The organism is Rhizobium mesoamericanum STM3625 (assembly GCF_000312665.1).
Classification (GTDB): Bacteria; Pseudomonadota; Alphaproteobacteria; order Rhizobiales; family Rhizobiaceae; genus Rhizobium; species Rhizobium mesoamericanum.
Genome location: NZ_HF536773.1, coordinates 707,674 through 719,671, shown reverse-complemented (window position 1 = coordinate 719,671; position 11,998 = coordinate 707,674). Strand labels below are relative to the sequence as shown.

At 58.0% G+C, this 11,998-nt stretch carries 13 protein-coding genes and 2 pseudogenes; 5 read left to right on the top strand and 10 right to left on the bottom strand.

The features are described 5' to 3' along the window. Positions 1–382, top strand: a 382-nt coding sequence (locus BN77_RS23605) for a hypothetical protein (RefSeq protein ID WP_167540380.1), incomplete at its 5' end; no start/stop codon positions are given. Positions 383–716: 334 nt separating this feature from the next. On the opposite strand, the gene BN77_RS33685 is transcribed toward BN77_RS23605, so the two are convergent. The 3 genes and pseudogenes from BN77_RS33685 to BN77_RS33675 form a co-directional block, all read right to left on the bottom strand. Continuing rightward, entirely contained in the window at positions 717–881 is a 165-nt protein-coding gene (locus tag BN77_RS33685) for a hypothetical protein (protein WP_157224503.1), read from the bottom strand. 4 nt (positions 882–885) lie between these two features. After that, positions 886–1,003, bottom strand: a pseudogene (locus tag BN77_RS34990) (alpha/beta hydrolase); the annotation flags it as partial. Continuing rightward, positions 975–1,112 (bottom strand): hypothetical protein, encoded by a 138-nt coding sequence (locus tag BN77_RS33675; RefSeq protein WP_157224502.1) that lies wholly within the window; start codon positions 1,110–1,112, stop codon positions 975–977. The pseudogene BN77_RS34990 and the gene BN77_RS33675, both read right to left, overlap by 29 nt. 152 nt (positions 1,113–1,264) lie before the next feature. Here BN77_RS33675 and BN77_RS23600 point away from each other — a divergent pair, with 152 nt between their 5' ends. The 4 genes and pseudogenes from BN77_RS23600 (at position 1,265) to BN77_RS23585 (ending at position 6,023) form a co-directional block, all read left to right on the top strand. After that, on the top strand, positions 1,265–1,540 hold the full coding sequence (locus tag BN77_RS23600) for a type II toxin-antitoxin system Phd/YefM family antitoxin (RefSeq protein WP_007536799.1): 276 nt from the start codon (positions 1,265–1,267) through the stop codon (positions 1,538–1,540). After that, a pseudogene (locus BN77_RS23595) lies at positions 1,527–1,957 on the top strand (plasmid maintenance toxin (PemK-like)). The gene BN77_RS23600 and the pseudogene BN77_RS23595 overlap by 14 nt, the downstream one beginning before the upstream one ends. A gap of 871 nt (positions 1,958–2,828) precedes the next feature. Continuing rightward, positions 2,829–4,523 carry a long-chain-fatty-acid--CoA ligase gene (locus tag BN77_RS23590; RefSeq protein WP_007536790.1) on the top strand — a complete coding sequence of 565 codons (1,695 nt, stop codon included), beginning with the start codon at positions 2,829–2,831 and terminating at the stop codon, positions 4,521–4,523. Positions 4,524–4,526: 3 nt separating this feature from the next. Further along, on the top strand, positions 4,527–6,023 hold the full coding sequence (locus BN77_RS23585; protein WP_007536788.1) for an acyltransferase family protein: 1,497 nt from the start codon (positions 4,527–4,529) through the stop codon (positions 6,021–6,023). 260 nt (positions 6,024–6,283) lie between these two features. On the opposite strand, the gene BN77_RS23580 is transcribed toward BN77_RS23585, so the two are convergent. The 7 genes from BN77_RS23580 to BN77_RS23550 all read right to left on the bottom strand — a co-directional run bounded on the left by BN77_RS23580 (position 6,284) and on the right by BN77_RS23550 (position 11,992). Beyond that, a complete protein-coding gene (locus BN77_RS23580; protein WP_007536786.1) occupies positions 6,284–6,679 on the bottom strand; it encodes an ATP-binding cassette domain-containing protein in 396 nt (131 codons plus the stop codon). Between the two features lie 18 nt (positions 6,680–6,697). Continuing rightward, on the bottom strand, positions 6,698–7,552 hold the full coding sequence (locus BN77_RS23575; protein ID WP_007536784.1) for a carbon-nitrogen hydrolase family protein: 855 nt from the start codon (positions 7,550–7,552) through the stop codon (positions 6,698–6,700). Continuing rightward, on the bottom strand, positions 7,549–8,202 hold the full coding sequence (locus tag BN77_RS23570) for an RraA family protein (protein WP_007536781.1): 654 nt from the start codon (positions 8,200–8,202) through the stop codon (positions 7,549–7,551). Before BN77_RS23570 ends, BN77_RS23575 begins: the two co-directional genes overlap by 4 nt. Positions 8,203–8,235: 33 nt before the next feature. After that, a complete protein-coding gene (locus BN77_RS23565) occupies positions 8,236–9,102 on the bottom strand; it encodes a TauD/TfdA dioxygenase family protein (RefSeq protein WP_007536779.1) in 867 nt (288 codons plus the stop codon). A 114-nt stretch (positions 9,103–9,216) separates the two neighbouring features. After that, positions 9,217–10,296, bottom strand: coding sequence for an ABC transporter ATP-binding protein (locus BN77_RS23560; RefSeq protein WP_007536777.1), 1,080 nt, complete (start codon positions 10,294–10,296; stop codon positions 9,217–9,219). After that, the gene (locus BN77_RS23555; protein ID WP_007536776.1) at positions 10,293–11,096 is read right to left on the bottom strand and encodes an ABC transporter permease; all 804 of its coding nucleotides are present in this window, start codon (positions 11,094–11,096) and stop codon (positions 10,293–10,295) included. Before BN77_RS23555 ends, BN77_RS23560 begins: the two co-directional genes overlap by 4 nt. Beyond that, positions 11,093–11,992 (bottom strand): ABC transporter permease, encoded by a 900-nt coding sequence (locus BN77_RS23550; RefSeq protein WP_007536774.1) that lies wholly within the window; start codon positions 11,990–11,992, stop codon positions 11,093–11,095. The genes BN77_RS23555 and BN77_RS23550 overlap by 4 nt, the downstream gene beginning before the upstream one ends. Positions 11,993–11,998 lie beyond the last annotated feature (6 nt).

Sequence of the window (11,998 nt, the reverse complement as noted above, 5' to 3'; positions counted from 1 at the left end):
TGGCACCCAGGTGGCAGCGCTGAGCACGGGCGACCTTGCTGCACTGTCGACCGATCAGATCGCCGCGCTGAATACCAAGTCTGTCGGTTCGCTGACGACCACTCAGATCGGTGCTTTGAGCACCGCGCAGGCCGAGGCTCTGACCTCCGGTCAGGTGGCAGCGCTTGGCTCGGCACAGATTGCGGCCCTGTCGACCGATGACATTGCGACCTTCTCGACCGCCGACATTGCGGCGATTAAGTCGACCGCAATAGCTGGTCTATCCACGGACGACATCTCGCATCTGTCCAGCGACCAACTGCTGGCCGTCACCACTGCGCAGGTGGCAGCACTTAATACCTCGCAGGTGGAAGCGATTATTGCGGCATACCACGCGATCTAAGAAATGGCGGAGCGGGGCGATCATGGTCTGATCGCCCCGCACGCATGAAATCAAGTCTTGTTGTATAACTCTGCCTTCCCCGGATGCGTTCTACGCCATCCTCACTCTCGTATCCCGGTTCGGTCTCAGCTCGCCTTACTTCCAACGGCTCGAACGTCTCAGATGAGTTCCTGAGCCTTTTGTGGGACCTGAGGACATTTCCTTTTGACTTTCAGTACACCAAAGCCCCGACCGGCAAGGCGCGTGCAACGGTTCCATGGTCATGCCGTGTACACCACAGGATCAATCATCCACCCCGATATTGCGATCACGACACCTGTCGGCCCCAGAACTTTCAAAAACCGACCTGTCGCTCGTTCTTCGACGCGCCGGTGGCAATTGCGTCCAAGACGGTCTGCCAGGCTGGCGTTTTTCCGAGTTCCTCGGGGATATCCCCGTTGGCCTTTCCGGCAGCGATCAGGCTCGGAATATCGGCTCCCAAGGCGTCAGGGGATGCCATGTCATCATAGCCCGGCAGCCTCCAGAATAAGCTTGGTGATCTCCTTCGGATTGTGAAATGAGCGACAGATGGCTGGATTGGAGTTCGATGGCCTTAGCGCCCATGCGTCTGGCCATGAAACGCGACGGGAGTGCTATCGCGGCAAATGATCACTTCATCTTTCGGCACAATCAGGTCCAGAAGCTCCTCCAACCGCTCAGCCGCTTCGTCCGCATCGATCACCACGTGCATACAGTATCCCTTTGCTTGATACACTCCATCCACTGGTCTTGATCTTCGCAAATTCGTTCTCCGTCTGCCAGACTGCGTTGTCGCAACGCTCCGGCTCAGCGATGCAAAACTTCCGGAAAACCCGTATATTCCGTAAAAAGGAGTTTTGACACATGACCTCCACTGTCACGGCGGCCGCCGTCTCGAAGAATTTCGGCGCCTATCAGGACGCGGCTGTCCGCGATCCCGTCATCATCACTAAAAACGGTCGCCCGAGAACGGTGCTGATCGCCTACGAAGACTATATGCGTCTGACGAGGCGGGATAGGCGTGTTGAGCTGACGTCGTCGCTCAGCGACAACGACCTGGCAGCGATCGAGGCGTCTGAGATGGATGATGGCCTGGATCATCTCAACACCGAGTTGACCGGCAAGCATGCTGCCGATTGAGCCGAAGGTCGGGTGGGTCCTTCGCTACTCCTATCTCTGGCATTGGCAATATCTCGAAGGCCGCGAGGAGGGTGACAAAGATCGCCCGGCGCTTGTGCTGGCCATCGTCGCGCGAGTCGACGACGGCACGCCGACGGTTCGCGTTCTGCCGATCACTCATACGCCGCCCGGCAAGGCAGAAGACGCGGTCGAGATTCCGCCGGCGACGAAGCGCCGGCTTGGGCTCGACGACAATCGTTCCTGGATTGTGCTGACCGAGAGCAACCGGTTTGTCTGGCCGGGACCGGATATCCGACCGGTCGATGGCGAGACGGGATATGCCGGGCCTTTGCCGCCGGCGCTGTTTAACGAGGTGAAGCGTCGCTTTGTCGAACTTGCCCGGTCCAGCGGCATCGGGCGACACCAAGAAGCGAGTAGCGGCATAATCTTATACATGAGCCGGCATTAAACGGCCGCGGTGGCCGTGATTTGCCTAGATTGCTGAGGGCCACAGTATTTCCAACAATTCACATCCTATTCGCAAGACGGTAATTGTCATATAGTTGCATACTCTAAAAATATCGCAAAATCAGCTGATTGGGGCGCTCATCTGGGCGAGGTTTTTTCTCGATGTGGTAGTGTGCTTTACCCTGCATATATCTTCGGTATGTATCTGGTCGATGATGCCTACGGACGATGAGCCGATCTTTTCGACTGCCTGTCTTTGTAGTGGCCAAGCGAGCGCGTTGCGCTGGATCGACCCGATTTCGACTTGCAAGCCCTTAAGGGCGCAGAAAATCTTGTTCTCGTTGTTGCTAACGGTCCGCGCGATTGTGCGGGACGCGGAGATTACATGTGCTCGACGTCGATGGAGGGCTCCACCTCACGTGAGCGTTCGACGAATTCCGCGCCACCTCCAAGAAGTGCTGTCCGATCCGCGCATGGCAGCAGCACTCCCTGAGCGTTCGATGAGCTATGAGTTTCAGCGTCGCTGCGGGAAGCGAACAGTCTGGAATGTTGCAGAAAAGCACGCTATAATTGAATATCGCTATTAGACGGCTCGACCAGCCGCTGCGAACGGTTGATCACGGTATTTGTGGAAGTGCAAAACGCGCCGGTGGACTCTCCCGCTGAATTCGTAGCGCGCCTCGAAGCGCTTAAATCGGAAGGTCGACATTCCGCTGTGTTTCTGGTGCTCGCTGCAAATGGTCAGACGCGCCTCGTAGCTTTGGACTTGATGTGAGCGGTTGCCCGATGTTCGAAAAATAATGGCAAGCTTGCCCTAGACTCTGCCATGAGGAGAGGCACCATGGAACGCATCTGGCTCCAGCACTATCCACCAGGAGTTCCCGCGGAGATCGATGTAGCCAAGTATTCGTCGCTCGTCGCCTTGCTCGAGGAGAGCTTCGCCAGGTACCGCGATCGCACCGCCTTTGTTTGCATGGACAAGGCAATGACCTACGGCGATCTCGACGAGATGTCGCGTGCATTCGGTGCCTGGTTGCAGAGCAAGGGCCTGCGGAAGGGCGCGCGCGTTGCCATCATGATGCCCAATGTGCTGCAGTATCCCGTCATCATCGTCGGCATTCTTCGGGCCGGATATACGGTGGTGAACACCAACCCGTTATACGTGCCCCGGGAACTGCAGCATCAGCTCAAGGATTCTGGTGCCGAGGCGATTGTCGTGCTCGAAAACTTCGCGCACACGCTTGAGAAAGTGATTACCAACACCGACGTAAAGCACGTCGTCGTCGCCTCGATGGGCGACCTGCTGGGCATGATGAAAGGCACCATCGTCAATTTGATCGTGCGGTGGGCGAAGAAGATGGTACCCGCCTACGCACTGCCCGGTGCGACGTGGTTCAACGCGGCAATCGCCGCCGGCAAAGGGATGAGCCTCAGCGAACCTCAGGTCGGACCCGACGACGTCGCACTTCTGCAATACACGGGCGGCACCACCGGCCTGGCCAAAGGCGCAATCCTGCTCAATCGCAACGTCGTCGGCAATATGTTGCAGATCGATGCCTGGCTGCAGCCAGTGCTGGACAAAGAGCCAAGGATCGATCGTCTGACGGTCATGGCGGCGCTGCCGCTTTACCACATTTTCGCTTTCACCGCGTGCTTCCTGTTGAGCATCCACACCGGCGGGCTATGTATTCTCATCCCCAATCCTCGTGACATTCCAAACCTCATCAAGGAACTCGCAAAGCGCGAGGTGAACCATTTTCCGGCAGTCAACACGCTCTACAATGCACTGCTCGACCACCCGGATTTCGGAAGTATCGACTGGAGCCTGCTCAAATGCGCTGTGGGCGGCGGCATGGCGGTCCAGCAGACAGTCGCCGAACGATGGCTGAAGGCTACCGGCTGCCCGGTTGTCGAGGGTTATGGCATGTCGGAAACGTCGCCGGTGCTCACCTGCAATTCCCCACACACGACCGAATGGAATGGTACGATCGGGTTACCTATGCCCTCGACCGATATCTTTATTCGCGACGACGATGATAACGACGTCCCGCTCGGCGAAATCGGGGAAATCTGTGCCCGCGGCCCTCAGGTCATGCCGGGCTATTGGCAACTCCCGGACGAAACCGCTGCGGTCATGACCCATGACGGCTGCTTCCGCACAGGTGACATCGGTGTCATGGACGCGACGGGCAACGTCAGGATCGTCGACCGCAAGAAGGACATGATCACCGTATCTGGATTTAAGGTTTATCCAAGCGAAGTGGAGGCCGTGGCATCGGACCATCCGGGCGTGTTCGAATGCGCCGCGATAGGGGTGCCCGATGCGCGGTCGGGGGAAATCGTCAAATTGTTCGTGGTCAAAAAGGACTTGCGCCTCACCGAGGCGGAGTTGCTGGCGCACTGCCGAACGGAACTCACTCCCTATAAGGTGCCGAAATCCGTGGAATTCAGGACGGAACTGCCGAAGACCAATGTCGGCAAGATATTGCGCCGGGAACTTCGGGACGAACCGCAGAAGATTGATGCGCGCGCATGACCCGTGTCGTCGTCATCGGTTACAGATGCCACGGAACTGGCTGCCAAGCGCAAGCCGGCCGCAGGCCTGCTAAAGCGGATCGCCGCTCGCCCTTCGGTCAACGCGGCGGATGGTCAGGATGTTGCGAATAGGCTTGTGAACGCATTCCATCGACTGAATATTCAGAATGCGCCCTGGAGAATGATCATCATGGCTTCCCGCGCTGCCGAATTCGCGGACCGCACGCCCGCCTCCCGAAACCGCTATGTCGACTTCCTTCGGGCTGTGTCGATGCTGGTCGTCGTCGTGGGTCACTGGCTTGCGGCCGCACCCTACATCGACGAGACGGGGGCGCTGGTCGCCGCTCAAACCTTGACGATCCTTCCCTGGACGACCTGGCTTACATGGATCCTCCAGGTGATGCCGATATTCTTCATGGTCGGCGGCTATGCGAACTGCGTCAGCTGGCGAGCCGCCCGTCGAGATAATAAGTCGTACGCAGCCTGGCTCGAAGGCCGATTGCGCCGTCTTCTATGGCCGATCCTCCCGCTGCTTGCGGTCTGGGTGGCGATCGTCGCCATAGAATACAGTCGCGGCGTACGCCCGGAGCTGATCAGCTACGGCTCGCGCGTGGCATTTATTCCGGTCTGGTTTCTCGCGGTGTATGTCGGCATTGTGCTGCTCGTCCCGCTCACGGAGGCTGCCTGGACCCGATTTGGCCTAGGATCGTTCTGCGCCCTGGTCGCGGCCGCCTCCGTTATCGATATCATCTACTTTGCAGCCGGCTTGCACTGGCTCGGCTTCGTCAACTATCTGTTCGTCTGGGGTGCAATCTCTATACTGGGCCACGCGTGGTGTGACGAGCGGTTTTCCGATCGCCGGATGCTGCTTACCGCCGCCGCCTTGGGTTTGGCCGCCCTGTTGGTGCTTGTCCGCTTTGGTCCCTATCCCGTCTCGATGATCGGCGTACCGGGCGATCCCATCAGCACCACAACGCCGCCGAAAATCACCCTGATTGCGCTCGCAATTTTCCAGGGTGGGCTACTGCTGGCTGTACAGGCCCCGGCTCGCCGCTGGCTGGAGGGGCGCTTGGTCTGGATGACAACCATAGCCATCAATGGCAGCATCATGACGCTGTTCATGTGGCACCTGACGGCCACCACGCTTGTGGTCTTCGCTGCCTATCTTGCCGACGGCTTCGGTTTGCGACTTGTGCCGGGAAGCGGCACGTGGTGGTGGTCGCGACTACCTTGGCTCGCGGCCAACGCGATCGCGCTCATTCCTTTCGTCGTCGCCTTCGGGCGCTTCGAGAGACCGCGCGCAACCGCGGAGGGCATGGAGGCGCCCGCGTGGCGCTATGTGCTCGGAGCGCTCACAACTGGCCTCGGCCTTGCTCTGCTAGCGGGACTAGGGGTTGGCGGATATGGGAGATTTGGGTTGAACGTGTGGGGCATCGTGCTTTCTCTCATTGGTATCAGCCTTGTCGCGAACAGGACCAGCTCGCGCACCGCAGTCCGATGAAAGACACAGCCGTCGCAGCAGTCACACGGTAGTCGATCTCTCGACATTCCTGACGTGCCCCCAGCGGCGCTATGATATCGTCGCTTAACTTCCAGAAGTCGCTGTTTTGATTTTGTAGCGACTGCGGTAGCGAGAACTGTCTCGCATCGGAAGTATTACCTTGTGATGAAGCGATCAAACAGTGTGCGGGCCGCCGGAAAACTGATGTGGATAGCGGTTGATCCTGTCGGCTGGCAGGCCGACGCGGCCGAGGATATCTGTCACGTAGTCGCGCAGCCTGCCCCGCGGCACCACTCCGTGCAGCACTGCCGCCTCGCCGACGATATCGCGACCCGCAGGCGAGGATTGAGCGAGGAAAGCGGGTCTTGGAAGACCATCTGGATCTTCAGCGCGTCACGTTTGCGGGCAAGGAAGCTCTCATAGGGCTCGCCGCGGAAGCGCCGTTCGCCGGAGGAGACCGGGAGGATGCCGGCGATCATGCGCCCCAGCGTCGATTTTCCGCAGCCGGATTCTCCGACGACGCCGAGCGTCTCGCCGACCTTCAGCGACAGCGAGACATTGTCGACGGCGCGGGGCGCGGCCGGCGGATGGGCGTACGGTTTTGTGTCGATGAACGGATCTAAGCTATGACGGGGCGCCTGAAGGGGCGTAAACAAGGAGAATAGCGAGACGCGTCAGGCCCGCTCTGCCTTGATGTGAAGCCGCGCGCCCTCTAGGGGGACGCGATGCTGCAACATCGGGATGAGATGTCTGACTTCGGTGAGGCGATGCGGGTTGATTTCGGCGTGAAGGACGGTGGGATATTGTCCGGCCCTTGCGATAACCGTGCCCCACGGATCGGACACAAGCGATCGGCCGAAGGTCTGGCGACGCGGTCCACTCGGTGCGGGATAGCTGCCGCATTGGCCACACGCAACGAAATAGGCCTGGTATTCTATGGCACGTGCCCTGCACAGAACCTCCCAGTGCGCTCGTCCAGTCTGCAGGGTAAACGCCGCCGGAAGGATGAACACGTCGACATTTTCACTGGATAGGCGATCAAACAGGCGCGAGAAGCGAAGGTCGTAACAGATTGCACAGGCAATCTTGTAGCCGTTCATCTCATAGATCAGCAGATCCTCGCCCGGCGTGACGACGGCGGATTCAGCATAGGTTGCACCGTTCGGTGCCGTAATGTCGAAGAGGTGGATCTTCCGATAATGCCCGACATGTTCGCCACGGGAATTAAAGACGACAGTCGTGTTGTGCACGGTCCCGTGGATCTGGCTGCGCTCCAACAGGCTGCCGGCATGTACCCAGACGCCATGGTCCTTGGCGAATTGCTGGATCAGGCAATAAGCTTCACCTCCAGGCACGAGATCCGCTGCACGACGTTTGTCCTCCGCCGTTCCACCCATCCAGTCGAAGTGTTCTGGAAGAACGATCAGATGCGGAGTGTTGAGCATTGCGTCGCTCATCAGCCGTAAGGCCTGCGCCAGGTTGTGTTTCCGGTTCGGCTGTGAGTTCATTTGAATCAAGGCGACTTTCAAGATTTGGCCTCCGGATTGAATTCGAAAATGGAACGTCCAGTTGCTAGATGCGCGCGGACAGCAAACGATTGGAGCTGGCGTTGCCTCGCCGCTTCGGCAAACTTGCGCATGCTCGCGACGTCCGCGACGAAAACGCCTGTGCTGTCGGCAAGAACGGCGTAGCCCGGCAGGACTGCAGCGCCGCCGCAAGCGATCGGAATATTCAACGCGCCTCCGATGCTGGTTCGCCGATTGGTGGTTTTGGAAGACACGCCCCGGCACCAGACGGGCAGGCCGACATCGATAATTTCCTCGGCGTCCGTGCAGGGTCCATCGATGACGATGCCAGCGGCCCCTTTTGCCTTTGCAGCGGTTGCAACGCCACCCCCGACGCAGGCGATATCGTCGCTATCGACGCGAGAAATGACAAGGATATCGCCCGGCATGAGCAGATCGATCGCCTTGTAGATGATAGTGCCGTCGCGGCCAGGCGCCGCGACGGTGACGGCAACTCCGGCCGCGTGGGCCGGAAATAGCGGATGAATATCGCGCCCGACGAATCCGAAATATTCAACATGGCCAATTGTTGCCGTTTCTACCGATGACAGCAGTTCGACCAAGTCAGGAGCGAGGGGTGGATGGCGATCCATCACTTGATAGGACGTTGTCACGGATAGCTCTTCTTTCGTGTCGAGTGAGTGGGACTAGACGGGGCGTTCGCCCGACGTCGTGGTTCGATGCATGATGCGCACGAAAGCGGGATCGAATGAGTCACGACGATGCATCGTGCATCGGTTGTCCCACATCATGATGTCGCCTTCGTCCCACTGCTGGACAAAGACATGCTTGGTGCCGGTGGTGTGCTCCCACAGCTCTGCCAGGAGGGCATCGCTTTCGTCACGGGTCATTCCGACAATCCAGGCGCCATCGATTGTCCCGCCGAGATAAAGGGCCTTGCGGCCGGTCTCGCCGTGTGTGCGCACGAGCGGATGCACGATGCCGCTCCATTCCCGGAAATCCTGGCTCTTTGGTGCCGATTTGCCGAGCCGTAGCTTGCCTGTTTTGTCGTAGACATTCTGGAAGAAGATCTGCCGGCCGTCGATTGTGGCCTTCAATGCCTGAGGCAGTGTTTCGTAGGCAATGTATGTCGACAGGAAATATGTGTCACCGCCCGACGGGGGAACCTGAACTGCCCGCAGGATCGCGCCGGCTGGCGGCTTTTCGTAAAACCATGTGTCGGTGTGCCAAGTCGCTTCACTGTTTCCCATTGCCCCGCTTGGCTTGCCGTCCTTCATCGCGTTGCTGATGACGAGGATCTCGGGGTGGGTGGGATGGCCTCCTTCCTGCAGCTGTTTCGGGTGGATGACGAACTCTCCGAAATGGCGAGAGAATTCTACCTGCTGTTGATCGGTAATTCCCGTCTGCCTGAAGCGTATGACGCCATACTGCAGCCAGTAGTTTCGCAGCTCCTCGATGTCACGGCCGTCATAGCTGTTGAAGTCGAATCCTTCGATGTCGGCACATACATTGCTGGCATGCTGAACGGCTTTAAGCCTTTGTTTGGTAAGCATTTGTTATCTCCGGTGAAGACCTTGTCGATGAGGTCGATTTAATCGTAGGGCTCTCAGCCGGGAGATCTCCAATATGGACCAGGCGGCATTGATAGCGTTGCCCTATCGGTACAATCAGTCGGCCAGGAGTTTCAGGGACTGTGGAGGAATACCCAGTTGGACGTTCTGTCCAACGCCAGGCAATGCGTCGATCTCGGCCGAAGGGACCAACACGCTAAGCGCGATCTCAGGGGCGAGTTCGACGAGCGCTTCCAGCGATGCGCCGAGGTTGGTGATCCGCTTGAGCGTGCCTGTCAGCACGTTCACCTCTTGGGGCATCGATCTACCATCGGCACGTAGGACGATCTCCTCCGGTCGAATAGTGCAGTAGCGGGAATCCTCGCTCCCCTTCGTCGCGCGCAGTCTTATTTCGCTTCCGGCAACTGAGACGTCCCACATCGTTCCTGTTTGCGCAACAGCACCGAGCGTTAGAATATTCGACTTACCAATAAAGTCTGCGACAAAGGTCGAGCTCGGATTCTTGTAGATTGTCGCAGGATCGCCTTGCTGGGCAACGATACCTTTCCACAGAACGACGATGCGGTCGGACATCGTCATCGCTTCCTCCTGGTCGTGCGTCACATAGATAAAGGTCATTCCGAGATCTTGCTGTATGTCCTTCAGTTCGGCTCGCATTGCCTCACGCAATTTCAGGTCCAGGTTCGATAGTGGTTCGTCGAGCAACAGGACCGAAGGTCGCGGCGCAAGCGCGCGAGCGAGCGCCACTCGCTGTTGCTGTCCCCCCGAAAGTGCCTTCGGATAACGATCCGCCAAAACCTCGAGATGGACGCTGCGAAGGGCAGACTGCACGATCGATCCGATTTCGGCTTTTGGGGTACGCTTCATCTTGAGCCCGAAGGCGATATTTTCAGCGACGGTCATGTGTGGAAAAAGCGCATAGTTTTGAAACACCAGACCAATGTTGCGTCGCTCCGGCGCGACATTGACCTGGCTGCGTCCTCGAATACGGATATCGCCACGCGATGGCGCGTTGAAACCTGCGATCATGTTGAGTGTCGTTGTCTTTCCGCATCCCGAGGGGCCGAGGATGCTGACGAATTCACCCTTGGGTATCTGGAGGCTAAGATCGGTCACTACAGAGATTGGTCCAAAGGACTTGCTGACGGAAATCAGCTCGACGTCGATTGTGCTCATTTGCTGCCACCATGCAGTTGGGCGGAAAAACCGCCGAGTTTTTCGAAACCGAAAATCACGATGAGGATGAAGATCATGGATGCGACGTTGACGGCCGCCATGACTGGGTCGAGGCTATATTCGAGATAGTTGATGACCGTGATCGGTAGCGTCGTATCACCCGGCCGCACCAGAAATACCGACAGCGGAATGTTGTTGAACGAAATAATGAAGGCGAATGTCATTCCGGACAGCACCCCCGGCTTGATTGCCGGAAACAGGATGAATCTTGCTCTCTGCCATTGGTTCGCACCAAGGATCTGAGCAGCCCGGAACAGGTTGCCATCGAAGTTTGCGATAGACGTCACGACCATGCGAACAACGAAGGGAAGCGCAAGCACGCAATGGGCTGCGATGAGAGCCGGTGTCCCGAGCATCGACTGCAGGCCGATGACCGATAGGAACAGGACAACTGCGACGCCTTTTACGATCTGTGGTACGGAAAGTGGCGAAAGCAGAGCGGCCATGAAAGCCTCGCTTCCTGCGAATTTTTCGAAGACGACGAAGTAGGCCGCCATTGTGCCGATCACCCCACAGACAACGGAGACGATGACGGCAATCTTGACGCTCAGCCAGAATGGCTGGAGCCATCGAACAGAGGCGAGATCCCTGTACCACTCGACGGTCCACTCCCAGGGGCGGAACGTCACGTCGGAGGTTGGGCTGAGCGAGGCTGCAAGAACCACGAGAAGTGGCAGTGTGATATAGGTGAGCGTCATGATCAGAGCGCACCAGAATAGAGCGGAGATCAGCCTGTTCATTTTGTGCCTCTCGTGACGCTACGGTATCGATCCCGTTGGCGGGTTTCGAAACGGACGCTGGCGTATGAAATCAAAAGCATCAGCACGAGGAGCGCATTCGCCATGACGGCAGCGAAGGACCAATCGACGTAGAATAGAACCTGTTCGGAGATCATGGTTGCAAGCACCTTGAAGCCGGCGCCGCCGAGCAAAGCTGGGGTGGCATATGCGCTAGCCGCCATTGTAAAGGACAGGAGGAAGGAGCTGACGAGCCCCGGAAGCGAAAGAGGAAGCAGCACGTGCCAGACAACGGCATAGCGCGGCGCACCGAGCATTTGAGCGGCACGTTCGAGATTGTCATCGATGCCTTGAATGCTTGTCGTGAGTGATAGGATTGCGAAAGGCAACACGACATGCGTCAGACCGACGACGACCGCAAAGAGGTTTTTCGACAATGGCAGTGGAGAGGAAATCAGTCCCATGTGAATGAGGGCATCGTTGATGAAGCCTCGATCCTCCAGGATGATAAGCCAGCCGTAGGTTCGCAGAACGACACCCGCAAGCTCTGGGGCGAGCGAAAGCGCAAAGACGACAGAGCGCCACCGACCCTTAGAGCGGGCAAGATAATAGGCGACCGGATAGGCAAGCAATGTTGCCGAAATGGCAACGAGTCCCGACATGACGGCCGTTCGCCAGAAGCCCCATAGTGAGAGACCATCGGTCAGAAAGCGCGAGTAGCTTTGCAGGCTCAAGGCACGTGACGATGGGTCATAAAAGCTCATGCCGATCATCATTCCCATCGGCAGGGCAAAGAAGAGGACAAGAAGCCAGGTCGCCGGCGACAGGCCTATAATTCTGATCCAATCCCCGGAAGACGCAGATCGCTTGGCAGGGAGATCCAAGGCTAAGGTACTCATGAGGCT

Excerpts from the sequence above, each read along its gene's own strand:
- BN77_RS23550 (WP_007536774.1), bottom strand. The coding sequence starts at position 11,992 with ATGAGTACCTTAGCCTTGGATCTCCCTGCCAAGCGATCTGCGTCTTCC.
- BN77_RS23560 (WP_007536777.1), bottom strand. The coding sequence starts at position 10,296 with ATGAGCACAATCGACGTCGAGCTGATTTCCGTCAGCAAGTCCTTTGGA.
- BN77_RS23565 (WP_007536779.1), bottom strand. The coding sequence starts at position 9,102 with ATGCTTACCAAACAAAGGCTTAAAGCCGTTCAGCATGCCAGCAATGTA.
- BN77_RS33685 (WP_157224503.1), bottom strand. The coding sequence starts at position 881 with ATGGCATCCCCTGACGCCTTGGGAGCCGATATTCCGAGCCTGATCGCT.
- BN77_RS33675 (WP_157224502.1), bottom strand. The coding sequence starts at position 1,112 with ATGCACGTGGTGATCGATGCGGACGAAGCGGCTGAGCGGTTGGAGGAG.
- BN77_RS23600 (WP_007536799.1), top strand. The coding sequence starts at position 1,265 with ATGACCTCCACTGTCACGGCGGCCGCCGTCTCGAAGAATTTCGGCGCC.
- BN77_RS23590 (WP_007536790.1), top strand. The coding sequence starts at position 2,829 with ATGGAACGCATCTGGCTCCAGCACTATCCACCAGGAGTTCCCGCGGAG.
- BN77_RS23555 (WP_007536776.1), bottom strand. The coding sequence starts at position 11,096 with ATGAACAGGCTGATCTCCGCTCTATTCTGGTGCGCTCTGATCATGACG.